The sequence below is a fragment of the Acinetobacter sp. WZC-1 genome (assembly GCF_052544965.1).
In genome coordinates, this window is the sequence record NZ_CP199370.1 from 2,522,368 (window position 1) to 2,547,602 (window position 25,235).

The window sequence follows — 25,235 nt, forward strand, 5'->3', positions numbered from 1 at the left end:
AAGTTAAATTTAAAAATCACCAATTGGCACAATTCCTGCTCAAAACATAACAAGCGCTCACCCAGGGAATTGCCATGCAGAACAAAAATTATAGCCCAAAACTGACCAATGCCGATCTTGCACCATCCCGGCAAAACTGGTCCTGGTACAACATTTTTTCCTTCTGGATGTCAGACGTACACAGTATCGGTGGTTATGTAGTGGCCGCCAGTCTATTTGCCCTTGGACTGGCCAGCTGGCAGGTATTTGCCGCACTGATCATCGGCATTGTCATTGTTCAGCTCTGTGCCAATTTAGTGGCCAGACCCAGTCAGCTCAGTGGTGTGCCCTATGCCGTCATTGCCCGCCAGGCATTCGGTGTTTATGGCGCCAGAATTCCGGCACTGATCCGGGGGTTAATTGCCCTGTCCTGGTACGGAATTCAGACCTGGCTTGCGTCAAATGCACTGATGCTGATGTTGCTGAAATTCTTTCCTGAGCTTGCGCCGCTGACACAGTCCAGCTTTGCCGGCCTTTCTGCAATTGGCTGGATATGCTTCGTGTTCATGTGGATCTTACAGGCACTGGTGTTCTGGAAAGGCATGCAGGCCATTAGAGTCTTTATTGACTGGGCCGGCCCCATGGTTTACGTGGTAATGTTCGCTCTGGCCGCCTGGCTGGTCAGTCAGGTGGGATGGCATAATATTTCCTTTAATTTAAGTCAGAAACAACTGAGCGCAACAGAACAGTTCGGTCAGCTGATGATTGCCATTGCACTGGTGGTTTCCTATTTCTCAGGCCCATTATTAAATTTTGGTGACTTTTCCCGTTATGGAAAATCCATGCAACAGGTTAAAAAAGGCAACTTATGGGGATTGCCCTTTAATTTTATTTTCTTTTCACTGATTACCGTGGTCACTGTGTCCGGTACCTATAGCCTGTATGGAAAAATGGTGACCGATCCACTGGAAACGGTGGCCATGATTGATCATACTGTTGTGGTGATTCTCGGCCTGCTGACCGTATTGACAGCAACCATCGGCATTAATATTGTCGCCAATTTTGTATCCGCCGGTTTTGATTTCTCCAATATTTTTCCACGGAAAATCAGTTTCAGAACCGGCGGTATGATCGCTGCCGTAGGTTCTGTGCTGATCACCCCCTGGAATCTGTTTCACTCTCCTGAACTGATCCATTACACCCTGGATGTACTTGCTGCTTTTATCGGCCCGCTGTTCGGCATTTTAATTGCAGATTTTTATTTCATTAAAAAACAGCAGGTGCTTGTGGATGATCTGTTCAATGATCAGCCCGGAGGACAATACTGGTATAAAGGTGGCTTTAATCCCAAAGCCATTGCTGCGTTACTGCCTGCAGTCGTCATCGGTCTGGTGTTTACCCTGGTCCCTGCCCTGCAGCATCTGGCACCGTTTAACTGGTTTATTGGCGCACTGCTGGGTTCATCATTTTATTACTTCCTGGCACGTGTTCCCGCTACCGTCACACAAACAGCGCTTTCAAAAATCTCAGGTAAATAATCTCAATGACCATTCCCATCGTACTTTTAGCTCATTTCCAGCCCACTGTTACACGCCCCACCGGTCACAAGGTCTGACGACAGACCGGTTAAAGGTGGGAGGAGATTTAGAGAGGATGTTTGATATGATAATGACCTTATATATGCTGTCAGCGTTGTCAGAACATCCAGGACACATATATCAACGCTCAATCTTATCGGAAAAAATCTGAAAAGTTACACGACTGAGCTATATCCGGCATCCGATTTCCAGCAGGATAAAAGCAGTATTTTTTGAGTATTGTCCATGAAAATCCGTTTGACCGCCCTGCTCTTCAGTATAATCGGCTTCACTGCCACAGCACATGCAGATATCAAAACCCTGCAACAGAACCTCAAGGCGCAGTATCCTGAAATTCCGGTGAAATCAGTCAATCCATCACCATTTAAGGACATTTACGAAGTCTATATGGGAGGACGAATTGTCTATACCGATGAAACAGCCAAATATTTTCTTGTGGGGAATCTGATTGACGTCAAAGGACAGAAAAATATTACCGAACAACGTGAACAGATCTTAAAGCGCATTGATGTCAAAACCCTGCCGTTGGATCAGGCCATCAAACATGTTAAAGGCAAGGGGGAACGGGTGTTATATCTGTTCAGTGATCCGGATTGTCCATACTGTCAGAAACTGGAAAAGGAATTGGCGAAAGTTGAGAATGTCACCATTTATCTGTTTTTATACCCAATCACCGGATTACATCCCAATGCAGCCAATGTGGCCCGTCAGGTTTGGTGTTCAAAGGATCCGTATCAAAGCTGGCAGGATTATCTGATCCATCAGAAAAAACCGAAAAAAACTGCGGACTGCACCACACCGGTTGAAAAGAACATCCAGCTGGCCAATCAACTGCAGATCAGCGGCACACCGACATTTTTCCTCAGCGATGGCAGTCGTATTTCAGGGGCACGCAGTGCCAGCGACATTGAACGGCTTTTGAATGCGGTAAAATAATACGGATTTGCACCACTCGCACGCGCCTGTATGCTGACCCTGCGGATGTCATCAGACATAATTTTTCATCCACTTTATTTAATAAAAATATGACATAAATACAGCATCCCATACAATTGCCCTATTTACATTCACAACATTCAAATTAAGATTGAAAGGGCTTAAAATATTTTTCCGATCTGCATCAATGGAATAATGCTGACGTTACAACAAGGTAAGAACACTGTATGAAAAAAATTCTACTCGCGACACTGCTTTCCCTGTCTGCTGCCGGCAGCTTTGCAGCGGATGCACCCGAGACAGGCATTGATCCTGTTTTTGCAAAAATCGAAGCGCTGGTTCAGGCTAAAAATTTTACTGCGGCCTATCAGGAACTGGATAAACTGGCAAAGGCCGGTAATGCGCAGGCCATGTACAATCTCGGCTACCTGACGCATACAGGCCAGGGCACTGCTAAAGATGATAAAAAAGCGGTGAAATATTATCAGGATTCATCAGATAAGGGTTATTCGATCGCCAGTTACCTGCTTGCTCAGAGTTATGGCACCGGTTCACTGGGCCTGACAAAAGACGAGAAAAAAGCCAGGGAATATCTGGAAAAAGCTTCAGCCCAGGGACTGGATGATGCCACCGTAGAGTGGGCTGTTATGTTATTTGCCGAGGGAAAACCTGAGTCAGATAAACAGGCTTTACAGAAACTTGATCCCCTGCTGAAAAAAGGCAACTATCAGGCCATTCATGCCAAAGCACTGTATGACATTACCAATGGCTTTAAAACCAAAAATGAAGCATTGATTAAACAGGGCTTAACAGCTATTCAGGACCTTGCGAAAAAAGGTTATATTCCGGCATTAATGGCTGTTGCCAATATGATGACCAATGGCAATATTGTAGATCGGAACCTGCCTGAAGCGAAAAAAATCTATACCGCACTGGCACAGGACAATGTGCCCAAAGCTAGAGAGTCGCTGGATGTGGTCAACAAAATGATTGCTGAACAGGCAAAGGCGCCGGCAAAAACTGCCGAAAAAACACCGACAAAAAAATAACCCAGCTGCTCTCCCTGATCAAACTCTCTTCGGAGAGTTTTTTTTATTATTTTTTGCTGCAATCAGGATATAATTTTCTATTGGTTGTACGATAAATTTTAGATTTAAGTTTATTCATTCGGAAATTATATTGCTGAATAAACCGTCAAGAATAGGTTTGTGCAACAAAGCCTCTATAAGTTATGATTTTTCAGGAATTTTTAATATCCAAAATCATTAAAAATGATACTTGCAAAAGAAGTCTAATATTGATTCCAGCTTAATCATATACCCATTTTAATGGTGTATCACTTACCATCCTCCATCCGCTTTATTGATCATTTTTTCCTGGCTACAATGACCCTTAACGGAAAATCTGAATATTGAGAATGACATGCCTGAACTACCCGAAGTTGAAACCACCCGAACCAGTCTGCTGCCATTGACTGGACAAAAGGTGGTTTCTGTTCAGGTCCGTGAATCCCGCCTGCGCTGGCCCATTCCAGCCGATATGCATAAGCTTCAGGGCCAGCGGTTGCTCAGTCTGAGCCGTCGCTCCAAATACCTGCTGGCCGAATTTGAACAGGACAGCATGCTGTGGCATCTGGGAATGTCCGGCAGTTTCAGATTATGTGAGGCCAATACTGAAACCAGAAAACACGATCATCTGATCATTCAGTTTGAAAACATGCAACTGCGTTATCATGATCCCCGGCGTTTTGGCTGTATTCTGTGGCGCGATGCGCAGACTCAAAGCAAGCTACTGGATCCTTTGGGACCTGAACCACTCAGTGCAGCCTTTAATACCGAATATCTGGTGCAAAAACTCAGAAATAAGAATGTCGGCATAAAAGTTGCAGTAATGGATAACCATACAGTGGTGGGTGTCGGCAATATCTATGCGAGCGAAAGTTTATTCAATTCAGGGATCCATCCTGCTCAGCCTGCATCAAGTCTGAGCACTGAACAGATTCACACGCTTGTCATGGAGATTAAGCGCATATTGAAACAGGCCATTGAGCTGGGGGGTTCTTCCCTGAGAGACTACAGCAATGCGATGGGTGAAAATGGCTATTTTCAACAGACCCTGCTGGTCTATGGCCGGGCCGGTGAGATGTGCGTCAATTGCGAAACCACACTGGAAAACCTGAAACTGGGACAACGGGCCAGTGTATTCTGCCCCCAGTGCCAGCCGTTCAGGAAAACAAATCCAATGAGGTAAAGTAAAATGAAGACAGCAATTGTCCGTCATATTCTGGTGAAAGAAAAAAATCTGGCTGAGCAGTTAAAAAAGAAAATTCATGACGGCGCAGATTTTTCCAGAATTGCCATGCAATACTCAACCTGTAATTCTGCAAAAAAAGGGGGTGAACTGGGCGAAGTCAAAAAGGGGCAAATGGTTCCGGTCATCGACAAACTGGTCTTCACCGGTGCAGAACGGATTCTGCATGGACCGGTTAAAAGTCAGTTTGGATTTCATTTAGTGGAAATTAAATTCCGGATGGATTTTTAGGCGACGCTGCAATACATGCTTCAACTCGCTCAGGCTACCCTGTCGTATATGCAAATGCTCATCTGCTGTAACACCCCCCGGTGGTCTGACCCAGTACACTGCCATACCAGACTGCATGGCCGCTGCAATGTCCAGCGCCCGATCATCCCCCACCATTAAACATTGCGCCGGAACAACGTTCAGCTGCTGACAGATCTGCATGAATGCTGCGGGTGCCGGCTTGGAATGTCCGGTTTCTTCGCTGATAAAATAATGCTTAAACCATCGATCCAGTTGTAAATTTCTGATTTTCTGACGCTGTCCATCACTCGGACCATTCGTCAACAGCACCAGTTGCACCGGCTGGCTGAGCAGCCAGTCGAGCAGCTCAGTGGCCCCTTCACAAAATAATGCGGTATTCAATGCATGTTCAACAAAACATGCATTCAACTGATCGGCCAGCTGTACATCCACACCCATTTTTTCCAGTGGACGGACATAACGTAATCTGCGAAATGCCTCAATCGTGATCTTACCATCCTGCACACGCTGCCACAGTTGTGGCTGAATTACATCATAACGCTGCCAGAAATTATCGGCATCAATATAATGGCCAGCCAGTAACTGATTCACCTGTTGCCTGGCAAACTGCTGCACCCGGTCCCAGTCAAAAATGGTCCGGTCCAGATCAAAAATAATCACCTGATCAACAGATAAATGAGACATTTAACTTTTATTTTTTATAAAAAAACGGCACTTAAATTTAAGTGCCGTTTTTATTCATCTGACAGACCCTCAAGCCTGAGGACGATTTTTCAGCTCATCACGGATTTCACGCAGCAGTGTCACATCTTCAGGTGTTGCAGCTGCTTCAACTTCAGCCGGCGTACGGATACGGTTAATCACTTTCACCATCAGAAACACCACCCATGCCAGAATCAGGAAATTCAGGAAGATGGTGATAAAGTTACCATAGGTCAGTACGTTGACACCGGCCTTGGTCAGTTCATCCAGCGATTGCAGGTTATTGGGGTTGTCTCCAAGCACAACGAATTTCTGGGTAAAATCCACACCACCGCCGGTAAGGACGGAAATTAACGGCATGATGATATCCTTGACCAGCGAATCAATGATTTTACCAAAGGCACCACCGATGATCACACCAATCGCCATGTCCATCATGTTGCCTTTCACCGCGAATTCGCGGAACTCATTAATAATACTCATTTAAATCTCCAGAATTTTTGCTTCTCTATTTTTTTGACGCAGTATAATTTTTGACATATACATTTTGACATAATTTACAGCGTTTTTTTTATTTTCCAATGCGTTGTAGTGATTTTTATACAAAAAAGCCGCAATTCAATTAAAGATTGCGGCTTTTTGTCACACATCCGGCTCAGCATTTGTCAGCCTTTCGGCCAAGGCCGCAAATATTCAGCTCATCATGCAGGCAGGATATGATCTGTCAACAAACCCGGCGAGGCTGATTTAAATCAGCCTGACCAAATGCGGATCAAAGCATATTACATACCACGTGAAGCACGTTTACGCTCATTTTCCGTCAGGAATTTCTTACGGATCCGTACAGATTTCGGCGTGACTTCAACCAGTTCATCATCTTCAATAAATTCAAGTGCCTGTTCAAGCGTGAATTTAATGGCAGGGGTCAGAATCAGCGCTTCATCCGTACCGGAAGCACGCATGTTGGTTAACTGTTTTGCCTTGGTCGGGTTAACCACCATATCGTCTGAACGTGAGTTCATACCGACGATCATCCCTTCATAAACTTCCAGTTGTGGCTCTGCAAACAGACGGCCACGGTCCTGAAGGCTGAATAAGGCAAATGCCAGGCAGGTTCCATTGACCATGGAAATCAGTACACCATTCTGACGTTTTGCAACTGCGCCCTGTTTCGCAGGACCATAGTGCGAAAAGCTGGACGTCATGATCCCGGTACCGGAGGTAATGGTCAGGAACTCAGAACGGAAACCAATCAGACCACGGGATGGAACAGTTGCCTCAATACGGATACGGCCCTTGCCATCCACTTCCATATTGGTCAATTCGCCCTTACGGTTGCCCATTTGCTCCATGATGGCGCCCTGATGCTGCTCTTCCACATCAAAGGTTACATTTTCATAGGGTTCCTGCATCTGACCATCAATTTCCTTCATGATCACCTGCGGACGGGATACCCCCATCTCAAAACCTTCACGGCGCATGTTTTCAATCAGAACGGACAGATGAAGTTCACCACGACCAGATACTTTGAAACGATCCGGAGAATCCGTGTCTTCCACACGCAGTGCAACGTTGTGAATCAGCTCACGATCCAGACGCTCACGAATGTTACGTGATGTTACAAATTTACCTTCACGACCTGCAAATGGTGAATTATTGACCTGGAATGTCATGGAAACCGTTGGTTCATCCACAGATAACGGCGGCAATGCTTCAACATTTTTTGGATCACAGATGGTGTCGGAAATATTAAGGGCATCAATACCGGTAATACAGATAATATCACCCGCCTGTGCAGACTCCACATCCACACGTTCCAGACCGTGATAACCCATGATTTTCAGAATCCGGCCATTACGTGTCTTGCCTTCCTTATCCACCACAGTGACCGGGGTGTTGGTTTTGACTGAACCACGCTGAATACGACCGACACCGATTACCCCAACGAAACTGTTATAATCCAGTGATGAAATCTGCATCTGGAATGGACCGTCTGCATCCACCGCAGGTGGTTCAACAATGTCCACAATGGTTTCAAATAATGGGGTCATATCTTCGGCAAGCTGATCCGGTGCCGGACCGGCAACACCACGCAGACCGGATGCATAAACAATTGGGAAATCCAGTTGCTCATCCGATGCGCCCAGGTTATCAAACAAATCAAATACCTGATCAATCACCCAATCCGGACGTGCACTTGGCTTGTCCACTTTATTGATGATGACAATCGGTTTCAGCCCGCGTGCAAATGCTTTCTGCGTTACAAAACGGGTCTGCGGCATCGGACCTTCCTGGGAATCCACCAGCAGCAGCACACAGTCCACCATCGACATGACCCGTTCCACTTCGCCACCGAAGTCTGCGTGTCCCGGTGTGTCGACAATATTAATGCGGTACTCGGTATCGGTACGCTTATCCAGCCATTTAATGGCGGTGTTTTTTGCAAGAATGGTAATACCGCGCTCACTTTCCAGCGCATTCGAATCCATGACACGCTCAATCTCACCCGCCCGTTCACCGAGTGCGCCTGATTGTTGTAATAGTTTATCGACAAGAGTGGTTTTACCGTGGTCAACGTGTGCAATAATTGCAATGTTGCGGAGATTTTTAATATCTGACATGAATTTCGATACGCCTAAAATTTGAGGGCAAATTATACAAAAAAATGATGCCTTTGAGTAGTGACAGTTTATTGACAGTTACAAGTTTTTTTGATGATTATTCCGCTTTTTTATTCCGTAAAGTCATGTAACTCGATTAGAATAACAGCAAATTACTGCTGTTCCATTTCTTTATGGCTGACTCACACACTCCCCCAGACCGGCAAAATCACAGTGATCTTGTCTACGGTCTGAATGACCATCCCCGACCGTTGATTGCTTTTTTTGCTGCCCTGCAACACCTGCTGGCGATTATTGTTCCCATTATTACACCGGGCTTGCTGATCTGTCTGGCGCTGGGTGTCTCCAGACAGGACACCGGCATGATTTTGTCCATGTCACTGGTGATTTCCGGGATTGCCACATTCCTGCAATGCAAAAAAATAGGACCATTGGGTGCCGGTCTGCTGATTGTCCAGGGCACCAGTTTTAATTTCATCGGTCCCATTATTGCCATCGGTTCAGCCATGACCGCATCCGGTGTTCCGGTCAATCAGGTGATGGCAGCCATTTTTGGGGTGGTCATTGCCGGTTCTTTTATTGAAATGGGCGTATCGCGTGTTTTACCCTGGGTTAAAAAACTGATTACCCCGCTGGTGACCGGTATTGTGGTTTTACTGATTGGCCTGACACTGATCAAGGAGGGACTGATCAGCATGGGGGGCGGTTATCAGGCCATGGAAAGCAAAACTTTTGCCAATGCGGATAATCTGATCATGTCATGCAGCGTGCTGGCAATCATTATTCTGCTGAACCGGGTTTCTATTGTATGGATTAAGAGTTCAGCCATCCTCATTGCATTGATCACCGGCTATATCCTGGCCGGTTTTATGGGATATCTGGATTTCTCCGGTCCCAGCGATGCGCCACTGATACAGATCCCGATGCCAATGCATTTCGGTCTCAGTTTTGACTGGGGACTGTTTATTCCCATTGCCTTTATTTATCTGGTGACATCACTGGAAGCCATTGGCGATATTACCGCCACCTCCAGAATTTCCGGTCAACCGGTTGACGGCCCCCAATGGATGCAGCGGATCAGGGGCGGTGTACTGGTCAATGGTGCAAATTCCCTGCTGGCCGGTATTTTCAATACTTTTCCAAGCTCGGTATTTGCCCAGAACAATGGCGTGATTCAACTGACCGGCGTCGCCAGTCGTTATGTCGGCATCTGGATTGCCCTGATGCTGATCATCCTGGGACTCTTTCCAGCGGTTGCGGCAGTTATTCAGGCTGTTCCACAGGCCGTATTAGGCGGCGCAGTCATGGTCATGTTCGGCGCGGTGGCTGCCTCCGGCATTAATATTCTGTCCGGCGTTCATCTTGACCGCAGGGCATTGCTGATTATTGCAGTTTCGCTGGCCCTGGGACTGGGTGTTGCTCAGGTACCCCAGATTCTGGAGCATATGCCGGAACTGATCCGCAATATTTTCAGCTCCGGCGTGGCAACCGGTGGCATTGCCGCACTGATTCTGAATATTATTTTACCGATATCCCAGAAATAACTGACTGATTCCCTGTAATGTACCCGGTTCCCGCCGGGCCTGATTGATGATGGTCGAACAATATTATTCCAGTGATTAACAATGAGTGGTTTACATGGATCCAAAAAGTGAAGTGGTTATCCGGCAAAAAAGTTATCTGAAAGGACAAGTCCTGTTCATTAATGCGCCTGCGGATCAACTGATTCAGCACCTGGGACCACAGATTCAGGCCACCCTCTGGAGCTGGAATTTCAGTGAATATCAGGCCCATCTCAGAGCAGGTCTGCATGCCCATTTTTCAGTTGAATTCCCGGCGCAGCGCGTGGACCAGGTCGTTATTTTTGTGCCGAAATCCAGGGAACTGCTGAACTATATTCTGCATACGGTTGCCGGTCATTTGTCAGCAGGGGCTGATATTTTTCTGGTCGGCGAGAAAAAAGGCGGTGTGGAACGCGCTGCAAAACAACTGCAACCCTTTGGCAAAACCGTCAAACTCGACAGCGCCCGTCACTGCCAGTTCTGGCATATGACACTTGAACAGACCACCGTGCTTAAACCGCTGGATTCATGGTTTAAACACTATGAAATTCAAGTCAATAACGAAAAACTTCAGATCCACGCCCTGCCCGGTGTATTCAGTCAGGATCGTCCAGACACGGGCACTACAGTACTTTTAACTTACCTGAATCAGGTAAAATCAGGTAAACTCGCCGACTTTGGTTGTGGTGCGGGAATTATTGGCTGCTATCTGGCAAAATTAAATACGGCCAATCTCATTTACGCCATGGATGTCGATGCATTTGCACTGTATTCCACACAAAAGACATTTGAGCATAATGCCATTCCAGCAGAGCAACTGCATCTTCAGGCCGTAACAGGCTTCGGTGATGCACCGACCGGACTGGATGCCATTATCAGCAATCCGCCTTTTCATCAGGGAATTCACACCAGTTATGATGTGAGTGAAGCTTTGTGTCATGAAGCCAGATCACACCTGAAACCCGGTGGTGAGTTGTGGATTGTTGCCAATCGTTTTTTAAACTATCCAGCATTAATTGAGCAGCGTTTTGGTCAATGTACCATTAAAGCTGATCAGCAGGGCTTTAAGGTGCTATATGCCCATGCCTGAAAACGACAAGATTAAGGAATCGCAATGAGCGAAACACATCACCCGCAGCTCAAGCGTAAGCTTGGCGCCCGACATCTCAATATGATCGCCATTGGTGGCTCCATCGGTACAGGTCTATTTCTTGCTTCAGGCCAGACCATTGCCACTGCAGGTCCCGGTGGTGCACTGCTTGCCTATATGCTGATCGGTGTGATGATTTACTTTCTCATGACCAGCCTCGGCGAACTGGCCACTCATAATCCGACTTCCGGCGCATTTTTTACCTACGGCAATAAATATGTTGAAGAAGGTTTTGGCTTTGCCCTGGGCTGGAACTATTGGTACAACTGGGCCATTACCGTTGCTTTTGAGCTGGTCGCCGTCCAGTTCATCATGAAATTCTGGTTCCCGGATATTGCCGGCTTCTGGTGGAGCGCCTTATTCCTGGGCATTATCTTTTTTATCAATGCCATGACCGTCAAGGGTTTCGGTGAAACCGAGTTCCTGTTTTCACTGGTCAAAGTCATTGCCATTATTGTCTTTATTGGCATTGGTCTCTTCATGATCGGCCGGATCATGCTGGATCCACAGGACACCATTCTGAAAAACTGGACCATTGGAGATGCCCCTTTTGTCGGTGGTTTACAGGCCATGATCGGTGTTGCCATGATTGCCGGATTCTCGTTCCAGGGCACTGAAATGGTAGGGGTTGCGGCCGGTGAATCCAGGGATCCGAAAAAGACCATTCCCCTGGCAATTAAGCAGATTTTCTGGCGCATTTTGTTGTTCTATATCCTGTGTATTTTTATTATCGGTACCCTGGTTGCCTATACCGACCCGAATCTTTCGCTGGCAGCAGAAGGCGATGGCAACATTACCCTGTCTCCGTTTACCCTGTTGTATGAAAAAGCTGGTCTGGCCTTTGCTGCAGGCCTGATGAATGCCGTCATTTTAACAGCCATTCTGTCTGCGGGTAATTCAGGCATGTATTCATCCACCCGTATGCTGTTTGACATGGCACGCAAGGGCCGTGCACCAGAGTGGTTTGCCCGGCTGGACATGCGTGGCGTGCCCATGAATGCGCTGTATGCCACCACGGCAGTTGCTGCACTGTGTTTCCTGACCACCTTCATTGGAGAACAGCAGGTGTTCAACTGGCTGTTGAATATGTCCGGAATGTGCGGTTTCATTGTCTGGCTGGGGATTGCAATTTCCCACTATCGTTTCCGAAAAGGCTATCTGGCGCAAGGTTACAGGCTTGAAGACCTGGCCTACCGTGCCAGATTCTTCCCCTTTGCACCGTGGTTTGCCTTTATTCTCTGTTCCATTGTGGTACTCGGGCAGAACTATCAGGCCATTGTGCAGGGTGAATGGCTGTCCGTGCTCTCCACATATATCAGCATTCCACTGTTCCTGGTGATCTGGCTGGGCTATAAATGGAAAAATAAAACTAAGCTTATTGCCTATCAACAGATGGATGTCAGACCTGTTGAGGTCGATAAGGAATCATCCTGATCCATTTAAAAAAAGCAGCCTTGCCGGCTGCTTTTTTATATTTCATGTCATCGCTGTCCTGACGATACTTCATCGCTCTGTGCTGCCAGAAAGTTTTCATTGGCTTACAGAGATCAACAGCAATTTGCGGGAATAGATCGATCAACAGTAATTGAGTATGGAGCACTCAAAGCATCGGGGCCTTCCACATGAAGCCCGGAAAATCACCCGATTCAATCAAACCGGTTATCGGATTTTCAAGGTTGCGGTAACACGTCTGTTCTGAGCCCGGCCATCCGGTGTGTCATTTGAAGCCACCGGATCTGCTGAGCCCACACCTTCCGCTGTCACCTGCGCAGGATCCACGCCATATTGTGTCACCAGCAGATTGCGTATGGTATTTGCACGTGTATAGGAAATACGGGAATTGGTGGTGGCTGAACCACTGCTGTCCGTATGCCCCTGCAACGCCACAACATAATGCGTATTCTGGTTCAGCATGCTTGCCGCTGTGGCCAGATAGCTTTCATAACGGGGATCAATATCAGATGAATTTTTGTTGAAATATATGGATGCGCCCTTTCGCAACTCATCAATAACTTTCTGATGTTCAGGGCTGATGGTCTGACTGGGTTTTGTCGTCTGTTTAGTCGTGGTACATCCACCTAAAAACAAAGCTGTCAATATCAGTGCCGGAATAATAAGTTTCATGAATATTCTCTTAACTATGGATTTTTATTAGATATTACTTTTAAAGTCTAACATGTAAAAAACAAAAATGGGAAGCTGATTCCGACATTTTCCAGCTTCGGAATATTCCCATAACATCGTCATCCACCATCGGTGGTAAAAAAAAGTGGCGTATATCTGGATAGTTTTTTCTTTAAATCACTTTAGGGATGCAGAAATATACAATAATTCATACAGCAAAATTTATACAATTAAGTCTTTCCATTGCATGTCCGACAGGTCTTAGCATGCTTTACCGGCGTATCTGCTTCCTGAAATGCATAAGACAAATACATAAAACAATGGCTATGAAAACTGTGGATGAATGCTGTTTATCTGGCGTTATCCGAAATCAGGGCCACCTGCTGGACATAGTTGAACAGCCTGAGTTTTGACTCATCCAGTTCAGCTTCCGGTGCCTGCCGGCTCATGTCCCGCTGGATCCGCAGTAAATGTTGACGCAGGGTATGTCGCTCTGCAGCATTGTAAATTTTGGCAAATTCGTGAATCACCGGATCGCCCTGGACAATAATCCGATCCACCCAGCGTTGCAGCTGTGCCGTTTTTTTGGCGCCCTGCTTCGGGGTCAGATAGGACAGCACAATGGTTTCATCTTCATTGCGCAATAATTTACCAATCCGCTGAAACTGACGCCGGCGGGCTTCAAATGACGTGATCAACTGCACATCCAGCAGCGCCTCTATCAGACGCTGCTCGACAGGCAACTGTTCAATTTGCTTTTTTGACAGCTCTGCAAGCTGTTCTCCCAGTGCTGCCATGCGTTGCACGGCTTTCTTCTGTTCGGTTTTACTTGCACGTCCTTCCAGAGACTCAAAATCATCTTCGGTAAAACGTTGCGGACGACGTGCCACGATTAATCTGCCTCGTAAAATTTTGCTGCAAAAAGTGCCTGAACTTCAGATAAGGCATGTTCTTCATCTGTGCCTTCAATCACAAGCCGCAAAGTGGTGCCTTTACCCGCCCCCAGCATCAGCAGGGAAAGAATATTTTTGGCGTCCACCAGTTTTTCACCCTTGCCAATCTGAATGGATGCACGGAATTTCGTCGTGACTTCAATCAGTTTTCCAGACGCTCTCGCATGCAATCCCAGTTTATTAATTACATCAACAGTTGTGTCAATCATGACCAGTGCTTCATTTCCCTGTGTAAAACCTGAACAGACCATTTTGACGCCAGCGCCTCTTTCAGTCTGTCCACAATATAAACCGAACGGTGCTGGCCGCCGGTGCAACCAATGGATACCGTAAGATAGTGACGATGTCCTTCTGCAAAGGCAGGCAACCATTTGTTCAGGAACTGATAAATATCCTGAAACATCTCCGTTGTCTGCTCACTGTCTTCCAGAAATTTACGTACGGGCTCATCCAGACCTGAATACTTACGCAGCTCCAGATCCCAGTGTGGATTAGGCAAATGCCGGACATCAAATACAAAATCGGCATCCAGTGGAATGCCATGCTTATAGCCAAATGACTGTAAAATCAGGATGAGTTTATCGGACTGCCCCAGTTTCGACAATAAGGTATCCTTTAAATCGTGTACACTTTTGTCTGTGGTATCAATATGCACCGTCGCACGCAGCTGAATGGGCAACAGTAAACTTTTTTCTTCCTGTATGCATTCATTCAGACTCTGATAGCGTGTCGATAATGGATGTGGACGCCGTGACGCACTGAAACGGGCAATCAGCTCCTGATCCCGGGTGGTCAGGTAAATCACATCCACCGCACCATGTTCCTGTAAATGCTGAAAAACCTGGTCAAAGCCCTGTAAATCTTCCCGGGTACTTCTGACATCCACCCCAAGGGCGAGCTGTTCCAGGTTGTTTTCCTTGTCCAGTTTCTCCACGATTTCAGGCAACAGGACCAATGGTAAATTATCGATACAGTAATAACCCAGGTCTTCAAGTACCTGCAATGCAGATGACTTCCCTGAGCCGGACTGTCCTGTGACGATAAGTATACGCTTCATGCTCAGGTAACCCTCAATGGATTCTCAATGGAAATTCAGGCGGAATACTTCACCTGTAAGTTGTCTATAAGACGTGTTTTACCCAGTTTTGCAGCAACAAACAAGACAAGGTCCTGATCAAACCGGTCAACCATCTGTAACTTAGGGTTGCGGGCTTCAATATAGTCCACCACAAAGCCGGCATCAGTTAAACTGGTTCGTATCTGCGCCAGTACATCCTGCAGCGCCTGGCCCTGATGCAGATGCTCTTCAGCCGTTTTCAGGGTTCCGTATATTTCCGGGGCCGTCTGACGTTCTGCATCGGACAGGTAACCATTACGTGAGCTTAAAGCCAGACCATCCTCAGCCCGGCTGATCGGGACGCCAATCACTTCAACCGGCATGTTCAGATCCCGTACCAATTGTCTGATCACCATCAGTTGCTGGTAGTCCTTTTGCCCAAAAAAAGCAAAGCCCGGCTGAACGATGTTAAACAGCTTGGTCACCACCACAGCCACACCATCAAAATGCCCCTGACGCTGTGCACCACATAAGCCGCTGCTGACTTCACCCACACTGATACTGGTCAGATTCGGCCGGTTGCCGTACATCTGTTCAACCGATGGTGCAAATAAAATATCGCAGCCCACTTCCGCCAGCAGATGACTGTCCTGCTCCAGCGTCCGGGGATAGTTGTCAAAATCTTCACCGGGACCGAACTGGATGGGATTCACAAAAATACTGACCACCACCACATCACATAACTTTCTGGCTTCACGGACCAGGCTTAAATGACCTTCATGCAGATTACCCATGGTCGGAACAAAGCCAATAATTTTGCGTGCTGCCCGGGCAGGGTTCAAAGAGGCAGACAACCCCTGGATGGTTGTTTCAGTTTTCATATTTACAGTTCAACCTGGAATGTATGTTCTTTTGCAGGAAAGCTCTGATCCTGCACCGCTGTATGAAATGCCCTGAATGCATCCGTAATTGCAGTCTCACCGGACTGTTCCTTCATAAAGTTACGGACAAAACGTGCAACACGGCCGAAGGTCAGTCCAAGCATGTCCTGTACCACCAGCACCTGGCCGTCAGTATCCACACCAGCACCAATCCCGATGACCGGAACCCCAGGGAATAACTCAGCAATTTCCCGACCCAGCTGTGCAGGCACACATTCCAGCAACAGCAGTGCAGCGCCTGCATCCACAACGGCCTGACAGTCTGCAATCAGCTGATCCGCAGCGGCCCGGGTCCGGGCCTGTAGTTTATAACCGCCAAACACATGTACCGACTGAGGCATCAGCCCCAGATGGATACATACCGGAATCCCGTTACGGGTCAGGACCTGTACGGTTTCCGCCAGCCAGGCGGTGCCTTCCATCTTGACCATCTGTGCACCGGCCTGCATCATCGTGCGGGCATTGACCAATGCATCATTTAAAGTGGCATAGCTCATAAAGGGCAGATCGGTCAGCAAAAATGCATGCTGATTCCCACGACGTACTGCAGCAGTATGATAAGCCATGTCAGCAACCGTCACAGGCAACGTGGAGTCACGCCCCTGGATTGCCATTCCCAGCGAATCGCCAACTAAAATACTGTCAATTTCAGCAAGCTCCATGGCCTTTGCCATGCTCGCATCGTAGCAGGTCAGGCATGAAAACTTACGTCCCTGCTGCTTAAATTGTCTTAAATCACTTAGGCTGATCATGACGATTCCTCTATCAATGAGCGTTCCGGATAAAACAGGCTTAAATTTCCGCCCAGTCTGAATCAGCAAGTACTGTCAAAGTTGAATGCTGTACAATCTCCAGATCATGGAGTTTATGGCCCTTGATCTCAAGGTTCTGATTCAGATCGAGTAACGGAATAATGACAAAATCACGATGAAAAATTCCAACATGCGGCACAATGAGCCTTTCATTTATAATATTTTTTTCACCATAAAGCAAAAGATCCAGATCCAGGCTGCGCTCCCCCCAGTGACGCAGACGCACACGTCCGGCCTCCTGCTCAAAACGCTGTAATTCATCCAGTAAAGCCAGCGGCTCCAGCATTGTCTGCAACTGGGCAACCGCATTGTGATAACTCGGCTGATCCTGAGGTCCCATCGGCAGGCTCTGATACAGTCGGGACACTCTCACGCCGCCCAGCTGTGCCAGTTTATGTACGGCCTCAGCCATTAACTGCCGGGAATCGCCAAGATTACTGCCCAGACCGATATAAGTGGTAGTACTCATGGCTGTATGGGCCCAAAGGTCACCTGAGCTAAATCACGTTGTACACGCTTGCGTTTTAAAATTGGATGATCTGTATCAACACCGGATTCAGCACCATTTTTCATTACCGTTCTGTCTCTGCCGCCTGAACCGCTCTGTGTCCTGTTGCGGGAGCGACGGTTACTGCGTGACTCCGACTCCCTGACCAATGGTTCAATCTCAGTCGCATCACTGACAACGGACTCCGGCGCTTCGGCCACTTCCGCAGACTTTCGCCGTTTTCTGGTACGCTGCCGGTTGTATTGGTGAATGGTCCGTTCTTTTTCATCTGCGGATAAGTTCTGATAGGACTCCCACCACTCACCCATGCCCTGCGTCGTTTCATCGCCGGATTTTTCACGCAACAATAAAAAGTCAAAACCCGCCCGGAAACGTGCATGTACCGATAAAGCTTCAATTTGCTGTGGTTTTGGATTCAATAACCGGCTCTGCATTTCCCAGACTTCACGTACAAATGTTTCTGCAAAACGGGGAATAATGGTCCGGGTCGCCTGACGCTTCAATACATCCATACCGGCCTGAGCACGTGCCTCAACGGCCACCACCCCTTTGGACAGATAAAAATCACAACGTTCCAGAAACGGTTTCCACAATAAAACGGCATAGAAAAATGCCGGATTAATGGTCTTTCCAATCTGAATACGCTGATCAGTATTTTTAGCTGCCCGTTCAATAAACGGCGTGATCTGCGGTGGAATATCCGCAAATAATTGCTTCCATATACCAAAGTCAATCAGCATGGGCAGTACCTGATGCAGATGTCCCATGGTAAATAGTTTCTGTGATTCATCATACAGACGATGCGGCGACACATCCCGCAATAACTGGGTCATCTCAGGCGTAAAAACATCCAGAATCTCAGGTGCAATACTGAAATTCAGTTTGGCTGCAAAACGCAACGTACGCAGCATTCGCACTGGATCTTCCTCAAAGCGCAATACCGGATCACCCAATAAACGCAGTGTTTTACACTGGATATCCGCCATTGCATTACAGAAGTCCAATACCTGACCCTTGCGTGGCTGATAGTACATGGCATTGATTGAAAAATCGCGACGGACAAAATCCTGATCTATGCTGCCCCAGTTGTTGTCCCGTAAAATCATGCCTGTTGCAGAGGTCACTGCTTTTTTGGGTGGTGCACGAAATGTGGCAACCTCAATCAGCTCACGTCCTGAATACACATGTGCCAATTCAAAACGACGCCCGATAATTTTACAGCGTCGGCCAAACACTTCCTTAATCTGTGATGGCGTGGCATCCGTCACGGCATCAAAATCCTTGGGACTCAGCCCAAGCATCAGATCACGCACACCGCCACCGACGATATATGCCTCATAGCCTGCTTTGGTTAAAGAATCAATAACATCCAGAATGGAAGAAGGTAACCGGGAGGTGGATAATCCACACTTTGACGCACGCAAAGTTTGCAAAAGACACTGTCTCCTACGTCAGGACGTAAAAATCATAATTATGCTAATCATATCCCTAACACCATTAAAGGGCAATTTGATTATCACAATCTGATTCTCAATACTGACATTATTTTCTGTTTGATCAAATCAACATGGTCTACTTCGGTCACCCATCCTGAAACATGGATTCACTGTGTGATTCATGACGCTGTTTTTCATTTTTACAGATTGATGTCCCAATCTGTAACAATGATCATGCCCGACGTCCATTCTATAAACTCAGCTGCGCCTTATTTTTTTCAAAAAGCCCCGGACCGATGCCCTTGACATGTTTTAACTCATCAATGCTTTTGAATTTCCCATGCTGATTGCGATGCTCAATAATTGCCTGTGCCTTTTTTGCGCCAACACCACTCAACTGCTGCAACTGCATCACATCTGCCGAATTCAGACTGATTTTCTGAGCTGTCACCTGAACTATGTGTCCAGCCGCTCCGGCGGAACGGCCTGAAGATGGTTTTGACAGATAATGATTGTCATGCTCCTGCTGTTTTAACCGGGCATCATGTGCCTGCTGTTCAGCTTTCCATTTCAGATAAGCCTGATCAAACTTCTGAGCATGACTCACCTGCCCTGCGCCCAGCATCAGCACCATCAGATAGAAAACCTTTTGAATCAAATATTTTTTCATGCCATGCCTGTTATTTTTAAGTGTTGTATTTTCAATGTCGTATTTTAAATTCACTCGTCCAGATTTTACTGCCCTGAGCAATGTTTAGCCTGCTCCCACAACTGATCCATCTCCGTCAGACTCATACCTTCCAGCGATTTATGCTGTTGCCTGGCCTGATCTTCAATATAGGCAAAACGTGTCTTAAATTTATAAATCGTACGCAATAACGCCATTTCGCTGGACAAGCCAAGTTTACGCCCGACATTCACCAGGGAAAATAAACAATCACCGAATTCCGCCATGATTTCATCAGTATTCTGATCTGCCACAGCCTGCTTAAATTCGTTCAGTTCTTCTTCAAATTTGCCATAGGCATCCTGCATGGTCGCAAAATCAAAACCGATGCCGGCTGCATTTTGCTGAATCTGTTCGGCCTGACTCAAGGCCGGACCATTTTTGATCTCATCCAGACGACGCGGCGGTTTCCCCTGCTTTTCCTGTTGCTTGATTTCTTTCCATAACCCAGCAACCTGATCTGCGCTTAAGTCCTTAAATTGATCTGCTTTAAATACATGTGGATGGCGACGTATCAATTTCTGTGAAATGGCTGTCACTACATCCTGAAAATCAAAAACACCCTGTTCACTGTACAGCTCTGCCTGGAACACCACCTGTAATAACAGATCGCCCAGTTCATCACGAATATCATTGCTATTGCCCGAACGGATGGCTTCCTCAACTTCATAGGCTTCTTCAATGGTATATCGGGTCAGACTTTCCGGCGTCTGTGCCTGATCCCAGGGACATTCAGCCCTGAGTTTTTTCATAATTGCCAGTAGCTGTTCCATATGCAGGTCCTGTGTAGCCGGGCTAAGACGCTAATATTGTAGTAAAAATTTATGTATTCCTGGTTAAATCCGGCCTGTATTCATCAATTTTAATTCAGCATTGATTTGATTCAATCGATTCATGTGTTTACCTTGCAGGAAATACAGGGCCTTTTAACCGAATATCGTTAAAAAGCCCAGATCTGATCATTCATCCACTTTAAATCAACTGCCCTGAATCAGACGCCGGGCACTGATAATTCCCGGTTGCTGCTCCAGACGGGCCAGTAAACGGGACAACTGCGCCAGGCCCTTGACCTCAATCAGCAATTTCATATTGGCGATTCCATCGGCTTCTGAAATGGTATTCACCTGGCGGATATTGATCTGATCTGAAAAAACCACCTGGGTCAGGTCCTTCAATAAACCACGACGGTCGTAGGCTTCCACTACAATCTGCACACTCTGGCCACGGGTCGGCTGCATTTCCCAGTCGGCTTCAACCGCCCGGTCAGGTTCCAGGCCGATCATGCGCACATAATCCGGACAGGCGACCTTATGAATACTGACCCCGCGATTCAGGGTGATATAGCCGGCAATTGACTCACCATGCACCGGCTGACAGCACTGTGCAATATGCAACTCGACATTGTCCAGGCCATCAATCAGAATGCCATGTGCAGACAGCGTATGGCTTGCCCGTGGATTCAGCGCCGGCTTAAGCACCAGTTCAGGTTCATCCTGATCCAGATGCATATGCCGATTCACCTGATTAATCAGTGCATGCAGGCTGATGTCGCCATTCACCAGTGCAATCAGGATATCATCACCCGCCCTGACATTAAAATGCGTACAATAATCATTTAAATCAATGCTTTTTGGATGAATTGCCAATCGGGACAGTTCCTTGTTCAGGATTTCCCGCCCAACCTCAAGGTTTTTACTGCGATCCTGCTGTCTGAACCAGTGCCGCAATTTATCTCTTGCCCGGGCCGTTTTAATATAGCCCAGTGAATTCACCAGCCAGTCACGATTCGGCTCACGATCCTTCTTGGTCAGAATCTCAACCTGCTCACCGGTTTTGAGCATGTAAGTCAGTGGCACATAACGCTGGTTTACCCGCGCCGCATAGCACTTATTGCCAACCTCGGTATGCACATGATAGGCAAAATCAAGTACGGTGGAACCACGCGGCAACTCCTTAATGTCACCATCCCGGCTGAACACATAAATTTTTTCAAAACCTTCGAAATCCTGAATCTGTTCAAAATCTTCGGTTTCATCTTCTGTGGGATGTGCGCTGCTTTCATTCCGTTCCTGGTAATGTTCAAGTACCGCACGTAATGAATGCAAACGATGATTAAATGAATAATCCGTGGTTTTTGAACCTTCCTTATAGTTGAAATGTGAACAGACCCCCAACTCAGCCTCTTTATGCATTTCCAGCGTGCGGATCTGTATTTCCAGCGATTTATTTTCTGCAATGACCGCAGTATGCAGGGAACGATAACCGTTGGCTTTCGGATTGGTAATGTAGTCATCAAACTGATGCGGGATATGTCGCCAGATCTGATGCACAATCCCCAGAGCGTGATAGCATTCCGACACGTTTTTCACCAGCACCCGAACCGCACGGATATCGTACAACTGATCAAAGCTGAGGTTTTTACTCTTCATTTTTCGATAAATCGAATAAATGTGTTTCACCCGACCGGATATTTCAGCTTCGATCTGATGGTCAGCCAATTCATTCTTCAGTTTTTCCACCACGAACTGAATGTATTGCTCACGTTCCAGCCGTTTTTCATTCAGCAGTGCGGCAATTTCCTTATAGCGCTCCGGCGCCAGATAACGGAATGCCAGGTCTTCCAGCTCCCATTTCAGCTGGGCAATCCCCAGCCGATGTGCCAGGGGTGAATAAATAGTCAGAATTTCACGGGCCACACGTTCCTGACGCTCCCTGGAAGAATGTGCCAGTTCGCGCAGGGCATGTGTCCGCTCAGCCAGTTTAATCAGCACCACCCGGACATCTTCGGTCACAGAAATCAGCATCTTATAGATTCCGGAAAGATGCTCACGCTGATTATTATTAAAATGATCTTCCAATCGTTTATTCTTTTCGATCAGCTCAGACAGTTTCCCCATCGCAAGGGTGCCCTTGACCAGGTTATACACCTGTTCACCGAATTTCTGCTGAACCTCTTCCATTGGGACCAGGCCTTCACGGACACTGCGGTACAGCAACGCCGCAGAGAGAGTGTCCTCATCGACATGCAAATGTGCAAGAATATCTGCCAGGCCCAGGCCGATGGCAAAGGAACTGGTCCGGTGGCTGGTATTGACCTTTAACTCTTTTTCTAATATTAATTCAGCAACGTCCCTGAGCTGATCCAGACCAATACCGTCCAGAATTTCACTGACCCGTTCCAGCCAGGCCACCAGGCCCTGCTGTGCCTCAACGGCATGTCCTACAGTCGCTTCCTCAGATAACTCTGTGAGTTGACCAGGTAACTGTTCACGTACTGTGACCATACCATTCTCCTCTGACTGTACTGTTCATTTTTAATCGTTTATCTCTTGTTTCTTCTCAAATAAAGCAATGGATTCAACATGCCCGGTATGCGGAAACATGTCCATGACTCCTGCTTTTTTCAGCTGGTAACCGTATTTCGCCAGAATACCGGCGTCCCGTGCCAGCGTTGCCGGGTTACACGACACATAAACGATTTTTTTTGCCCCAAAATTAGGCACATAATGCATCACCTCTTCAGCACCTGCCCGTGGTGGATCAATTAACAGTGCATCAAATCCCTGACTGGCCCAGGCCTGCTGTGAAAAATCCCTGGTCAAATCCTGCATATGGAATTTAACATTGTTCAGGCCATTGTTCAGTGCATTTTCTGTACCCCGCCTGACCATCTCCTCACTGCCTTCAACCGCAACGACTTTACCGGTCGGCCCCACCTTTACCGCAAGCGGCAGGGAAAAATTTCCCAGCCCACAAAACAGATCAAGTACGCTTTCGCCATGTCGCAGATCAAGCAAATCACATGCCAGTGTCACCATCTGAGTATTTACCGATGGATTCACCTGCGTGAAATCGACTGGATTAAATGCAAAATCCACATCAAAACTGTCCAGGCGATAATGCAACTGCATGGCTGCCTGCGCATCATCAACCCGATGCAGACTGGCTGTGCCTGCCGGCTGCAAATACAACTGCCACTGTCTCTGTAACGCATATTGACGCAATTGGTTGACATCAATCTCCGCCAGGCGATCAGTATGCCGGACCAATAGGGCAACGTCGTGATCCCCTTTGGCTAATTCTATATGACCAATGTCGGCTTTGCCTCTTAGACTTTCGAGTAATACCCGCAGTTCGGGCAAGGCTGCATCGAGCTGCTGATCCAGTATTTTACAGGTCTGTATTTCAGTCAGATCATTACTTCTGGCTGTGCGAAAACCCATCAGCAACTTCTGACGTGCCGCCAGATAACGTACACCGATCCGGGCTTTGTGACGATAATCAGTCCGGGTTGAACGCAGTGGTTCCAGCCATTGTTCAGGAGCCAGTCCGGCAAAATGCTCAAAATGTGACTGCAGGGTATTCTGCTTTAAGCGAATCTGTTCATCCGGATGGATATGCTGCATATTACAGCCGCCACAAATCCCAAAATGCGGACAGATCGGCTCCACACGGTACGGATTCGGCTCACTCAACAACTCAATGCCATCTGCTTCCTCGAAATTTTTAGCCTGATGTATCATCCGGGAACGGATCGTTTCACCCGGCAGGGCATAACGAATAAAGACTTTCTTACCACGTTTTTCCGGTGGATGATCCGTTTCAGAACCATAATGGGCGATTCCCCGCCCTTCATGTGAAAACGCCTCAACCCTGAAAACATACTGCTGGGGTTTGCTATATCGTGGCCTGGCTCTGGATTTCAAGGAAATAACCTAACTGGATACTAATTGGATATGGAGGAAAAATCTGTTGCGCTGAATTCAGTCTGCTGAGAGGTGTCACGCCATGCCTGCAAAAATGTCTGTTGCTGCGGCTGGCCCTGCAAATAGTGAATGGTGGCCTGAATCCACAACTGATGATCCGCTGCCAGCAGCTGGCCCTTGAGCAACAGCCACCGTAAATAAATCAGCCATGTGTTCAGCACATCACCCTCACAATACCGGGTCAGTTCAAGCCACTGCTGATTTCTGACATATTCAGGTACAAAATAGCCTGAAATCCCCCGCTTGCCCGGATAACCGAGCAGGTGAGCAATATCATCCAGTTTCTGAAAATGCCGTCCATTGAACATGGCCATCACATCCATGAGATCGACATGGCGATGGTGATACCGATTCTGGTAGTTATTATATCTTTTTTGTGTATCAATCTCACCCTGATCAAATAATCCCGGTGCTGACAGACCATGATACATGGCCCTGAACAGAATCACCGGCAAATCGAACTGTGAACCGTTCCAGCTGACCAGGGTCGGATGGCGCTTATCAAAAATGGAAAGAAACTTTTTCAGAATTTCTGCTTCGGTATACTGTTCACGACTGAATGAAAAGAGTTTGATGCTGCTGTCTTCGTCAATCCATAAACCCGAAATACAGACAATTTCATGCAATGGCAAGCGCTGAAACTCCATTCCGGATTCCTGACGGCGCAATTTGGTCAGGGCCTGTCCGGTATCCTCCGCAGAAAGATTCAGACCATATAAATGTGCGCCGGCTTTCAGATCAGTCAGCGTTTCTATATCAAACACCAGTACAGGAAGACGCATGAATGGAGTGCTCCCTCAA

At 47.2% G+C, this 25,235-nt stretch carries 24 protein-coding genes; 8 read left to right on the top strand and 16 right to left on the bottom strand.

The features are described from left to right. Positions 1-74: 74 nt before the first annotated feature. From ACT6PV_RS11645 to ACT6PV_RS11665, 5 genes are all read left to right on the top strand, one after another. Positions 75-1,517 (top strand): NCS1 family nucleobase:cation symporter-1, encoded by a 1,443-nt coding sequence (locus ACT6PV_RS11645; RefSeq protein ID WP_445116507.1) that lies wholly within the window; start codon positions 75-77, stop codon positions 1,515-1,517. A 285-nt stretch (positions 1,518-1,802) separates the two neighbouring features. Beyond that, positions 1,803-2,513, top strand: coding sequence for a DsbC family protein (locus ACT6PV_RS11650; RefSeq protein ID WP_445116508.1), 711 nt, complete (start codon positions 1,803-1,805; stop codon positions 2,511-2,513). A gap of 227 nt (positions 2,514-2,740) precedes the next feature. Beyond that, positions 2,741-3,562, top strand: a complete 822-nt coding sequence (locus ACT6PV_RS11655; RefSeq protein WP_445116509.1) for a tetratricopeptide repeat protein — start codon at positions 2,741-2,743, stop codon at positions 3,560-3,562. Positions 3,563-3,935: 373 nt separating this feature from the next. After that, positions 3,936-4,763, top strand: coding sequence for a bifunctional DNA-formamidopyrimidine glycosylase/DNA-(apurinic or apyrimidinic site) lyase (gene mutM, locus ACT6PV_RS11660; RefSeq protein ID WP_445116510.1), 828 nt, complete (start codon positions 3,936-3,938; stop codon positions 4,761-4,763). 6 nt (positions 4,764-4,769) lie between these two features. Beyond that, a complete protein-coding gene (locus tag ACT6PV_RS11665; RefSeq protein ID WP_445116511.1) occupies positions 4,770-5,054 on the top strand; it encodes a peptidylprolyl isomerase in 285 nt (94 codons plus the stop codon). Here the strand turns inward: ACT6PV_RS11665 and ACT6PV_RS11670 are convergent. From ACT6PV_RS11670 to typA, 3 genes are all read right to left on the bottom strand, one after another. Beyond that, a complete protein-coding gene (locus ACT6PV_RS11670) occupies positions 5,022-5,759 on the bottom strand; it encodes an HAD family hydrolase (RefSeq protein ID WP_445116512.1) in 738 nt (245 codons plus the stop codon). The two genes, ACT6PV_RS11665 and ACT6PV_RS11670, sit on opposite strands and share 33 nt — an antisense overlap. 69 nt (positions 5,760-5,828) lie before the next feature. Beyond that, positions 5,829-6,260, bottom strand: a complete 432-nt coding sequence (mscL, locus tag ACT6PV_RS11675; RefSeq protein ID WP_445116513.1) for a large conductance mechanosensitive channel protein MscL — start codon at positions 6,258-6,260, stop codon at positions 5,829-5,831. Between the two features lie 299 nt (positions 6,261-6,559). Continuing rightward, on the bottom strand, positions 6,560-8,398 hold the full coding sequence (typA, locus tag ACT6PV_RS11680) for a translational GTPase TypA (RefSeq protein WP_445116514.1): 1,839 nt from the start codon (positions 8,396-8,398) through the stop codon (positions 6,560-6,562). Between the two features lie 173 nt (positions 8,399-8,571). Here typA and ACT6PV_RS11685 point away from each other — a divergent pair, with 173 nt between their 5' ends. The 3 genes from ACT6PV_RS11685 to ACT6PV_RS11695 all read left to right on the top strand — a co-directional run bounded on the left by ACT6PV_RS11685 (position 8,572) and on the right by ACT6PV_RS11695 (position 12,544). Continuing rightward, positions 8,572-9,942 (top strand): uracil-xanthine permease family protein, encoded by a 1,371-nt coding sequence (locus ACT6PV_RS11685; protein ID WP_445116515.1) that lies wholly within the window; start codon positions 8,572-8,574, stop codon positions 9,940-9,942. 94 nt (positions 9,943-10,036) lie between these two features. Then, entirely contained in the window at positions 10,037-11,050 is a 1,014-nt protein-coding gene (locus ACT6PV_RS11690) for a methyltransferase (protein WP_445116516.1), read from the top strand. A 24-nt stretch (positions 11,051-11,074) separates the two neighbouring features. Beyond that, positions 11,075-12,544 (top strand): amino acid permease, encoded by a 1,470-nt coding sequence (locus ACT6PV_RS11695; RefSeq protein WP_445116517.1) that lies wholly within the window; start codon positions 11,075-11,077, stop codon positions 12,542-12,544. Between the two features lie 225 nt (positions 12,545-12,769). On the opposite strand, the gene ACT6PV_RS11700 is transcribed toward ACT6PV_RS11695, so the two are convergent. The 13 genes from ACT6PV_RS11700 to ACT6PV_RS11760 form a co-directional block, all read right to left on the bottom strand. After that, positions 12,770-13,234 (bottom strand): OmpA family protein, encoded by a 465-nt coding sequence (locus ACT6PV_RS11700; protein ID WP_445116518.1) that lies wholly within the window; start codon positions 13,232-13,234, stop codon positions 12,770-12,772. 350 nt (positions 13,235-13,584) lie between these two features. Further along, the gene (gene yjgA / locus ACT6PV_RS11705) at positions 13,585-14,124 is read right to left on the bottom strand and encodes a ribosome biogenesis factor YjgA (protein WP_445116519.1); all 540 of its coding nucleotides are present in this window, start codon (positions 14,122-14,124) and stop codon (positions 13,585-13,587) included. Positions 14,125-14,126: 2 nt separating this feature from the next. Then, complete coding sequence (locus tag ACT6PV_RS11710) at positions 14,127-14,396, bottom strand: HPr family phosphocarrier protein (protein WP_445116520.1); 270 nt, start codon at positions 14,394-14,396, stop codon at positions 14,127-14,129. Further along, positions 14,393-15,244 carry an RNase adapter RapZ gene (gene rapZ / locus ACT6PV_RS11715; protein WP_445116521.1) on the bottom strand — a complete coding sequence of 284 codons (852 nt, stop codon included), beginning with the start codon at positions 15,242-15,244 and terminating at the stop codon, positions 14,393-14,395. Before rapZ ends, ACT6PV_RS11710 begins: the two co-directional genes overlap by 4 nt. Before the next feature lie 35 nt (positions 15,245-15,279). Beyond that, positions 15,280-16,125, bottom strand: coding sequence for a pantoate--beta-alanine ligase (gene panC / locus ACT6PV_RS11720; protein ID WP_445116522.1), 846 nt, complete (start codon positions 16,123-16,125; stop codon positions 15,280-15,282). Between the two features lie 2 nt (positions 16,126-16,127). Next, a complete protein-coding gene (gene panB / locus ACT6PV_RS11725; protein WP_445116523.1) occupies positions 16,128-16,937 on the bottom strand; it encodes a 3-methyl-2-oxobutanoate hydroxymethyltransferase in 810 nt (269 codons plus the stop codon). Between the two features lie 40 nt (positions 16,938-16,977). Beyond that, entirely contained in the window at positions 16,978-17,466 is a 489-nt protein-coding gene (folK, locus tag ACT6PV_RS11730; protein WP_445116524.1) for a 2-amino-4-hydroxy-6-hydroxymethyldihydropteridine diphosphokinase, read from the bottom strand. Then, entirely contained in the window at positions 17,463-18,938 is a 1,476-nt protein-coding gene (pcnB, locus tag ACT6PV_RS11735; protein ID WP_445116525.1) for a polynucleotide adenylyltransferase PcnB, read from the bottom strand. The genes folK and pcnB overlap by 4 nt, the downstream gene beginning before the upstream one ends. A 253-nt stretch (positions 18,939-19,191) precedes the next feature. Then, on the bottom strand, positions 19,192-19,611 hold the full coding sequence (locus tag ACT6PV_RS11740; RefSeq protein WP_445116526.1) for a ComEA family DNA-binding protein: 420 nt from the start codon (positions 19,609-19,611) through the stop codon (positions 19,192-19,194). A gap of 65 nt (positions 19,612-19,676) precedes the next feature. Further along, positions 19,677-20,441: a nucleoside triphosphate pyrophosphohydrolase gene (gene mazG, locus ACT6PV_RS11745; protein ID WP_445116527.1), complete on the bottom strand. Its 765-nt coding sequence runs from the start codon at positions 20,439-20,441 to the stop codon at positions 19,677-19,679. A gap of 204 nt (positions 20,442-20,645) precedes the next feature. Then, complete coding sequence (locus tag ACT6PV_RS11750) at positions 20,646-22,952, bottom strand: RelA/SpoT family protein (RefSeq protein ID WP_445116528.1); 2,307 nt, start codon at positions 22,950-22,952, stop codon at positions 20,646-20,648. A gap of 30 nt (positions 22,953-22,982) precedes the next feature. Next, positions 22,983-24,374 (bottom strand): 23S rRNA (uracil(1939)-C(5))-methyltransferase RlmD, encoded by a 1,392-nt coding sequence (gene rlmD, locus ACT6PV_RS11755; protein ID WP_445116529.1) that lies wholly within the window; start codon positions 24,372-24,374, stop codon positions 22,983-22,985. Between the two features lie 20 nt (positions 24,375-24,394). After that, positions 24,395-25,216 carry a 3'-5' exonuclease gene (locus tag ACT6PV_RS11760; protein ID WP_445116530.1) on the bottom strand — a complete coding sequence of 274 codons (822 nt, stop codon included), beginning with the start codon at positions 25,214-25,216 and terminating at the stop codon, positions 24,395-24,397. Positions 25,217-25,235: the final 19 nt, after the last annotated feature.

Excerpts from the sequence above, each read along its gene's own strand:
- ACT6PV_RS11645 (WP_445116507.1), top strand. The coding sequence starts at position 75 with ATGCAGAACAAAAATTATAGCCCAAAACTGACCAATGCCGATCTTGCA.
- ACT6PV_RS11650 (WP_445116508.1), top strand. The coding sequence starts at position 1,803 with ATGAAAATCCGTTTGACCGCCCTGCTCTTCAGTATAATCGGCTTCACT.
- ACT6PV_RS11655 (WP_445116509.1), top strand. The coding sequence starts at position 2,741 with ATGAAAAAAATTCTACTCGCGACACTGCTTTCCCTGTCTGCTGCCGGC.
- mutM (WP_445116510.1), top strand. The coding sequence starts at position 3,936 with ATGCCTGAACTACCCGAAGTTGAAACCACCCGAACCAGTCTGCTGCCA.
- ACT6PV_RS11665 (WP_445116511.1), top strand. The coding sequence starts at position 4,770 with ATGAAGACAGCAATTGTCCGTCATATTCTGGTGAAAGAAAAAAATCTG.
- ACT6PV_RS11670 (WP_445116512.1), bottom strand. The coding sequence starts at position 5,759 with ATGTCTCATTTATCTGTTGATCAGGTGATTATTTTTGATCTGGACCGG.
- mscL (WP_445116513.1), bottom strand. The coding sequence starts at position 6,260 with ATGAGTATTATTAATGAGTTCCGCGAATTCGCGGTGAAAGGCAACATG.
- typA (WP_445116514.1), bottom strand. The coding sequence starts at position 8,398 with ATGTCAGATATTAAAAATCTCCGCAACATTGCAATTATTGCACACGTT.
- ACT6PV_RS11685 (WP_445116515.1), top strand. The coding sequence starts at position 8,572 with ATGGCTGACTCACACACTCCCCCAGACCGGCAAAATCACAGTGATCTT.
- ACT6PV_RS11690 (WP_445116516.1), top strand. The coding sequence starts at position 10,037 with ATGGATCCAAAAAGTGAAGTGGTTATCCGGCAAAAAAGTTATCTGAAA.
- ACT6PV_RS11695 (WP_445116517.1), top strand. The coding sequence starts at position 11,075 with ATGAGCGAAACACATCACCCGCAGCTCAAGCGTAAGCTTGGCGCCCGA.
- ACT6PV_RS11700 (WP_445116518.1), bottom strand. The coding sequence starts at position 13,234 with ATGAAACTTATTATTCCGGCACTGATATTGACAGCTTTGTTTTTAGGT.
- ACT6PV_RS11710 (WP_445116520.1), bottom strand. The coding sequence starts at position 14,396 with ATGATTGACACAACTGTTGATGTAATTAATAAACTGGGATTGCATGCG.
- rapZ (WP_445116521.1), bottom strand. The coding sequence starts at position 15,244 with ATGAAGCGTATACTTATCGTCACAGGACAGTCCGGCTCAGGGAAGTCA.
- panC (WP_445116522.1), bottom strand. The coding sequence starts at position 16,125 with ATGAAAACTGAAACAACCATCCAGGGGTTGTCTGCCTCTTTGAACCCT.
- panB (WP_445116523.1), bottom strand. The coding sequence starts at position 16,937 with ATGATCAGCCTAAGTGATTTAAGACAATTTAAGCAGCAGGGACGTAAG.
- folK (WP_445116524.1), bottom strand. The coding sequence starts at position 17,466 with ATGAGTACTACCACTTATATCGGTCTGGGCAGTAATCTTGGCGATTCC.
- ACT6PV_RS11740 (WP_445116526.1), bottom strand. The coding sequence starts at position 19,611 with ATGAAAAAATATTTGATTCAAAAGGTTTTCTATCTGATGGTGCTGATG.
- mazG (WP_445116527.1), bottom strand. The coding sequence starts at position 20,441 with ATGGAACAGCTACTGGCAATTATGAAAAAACTCAGGGCTGAATGTCCC.
- ACT6PV_RS11750 (WP_445116528.1), bottom strand. The coding sequence starts at position 22,952 with ATGGTCACAGTACGTGAACAGTTACCTGGTCAACTCACAGAGTTATCT.
- ACT6PV_RS11760 (WP_445116530.1), bottom strand. The coding sequence starts at position 25,216 with ATGCGTCTTCCTGTACTGGTGTTTGATATAGAAACGCTGACTGATCTG.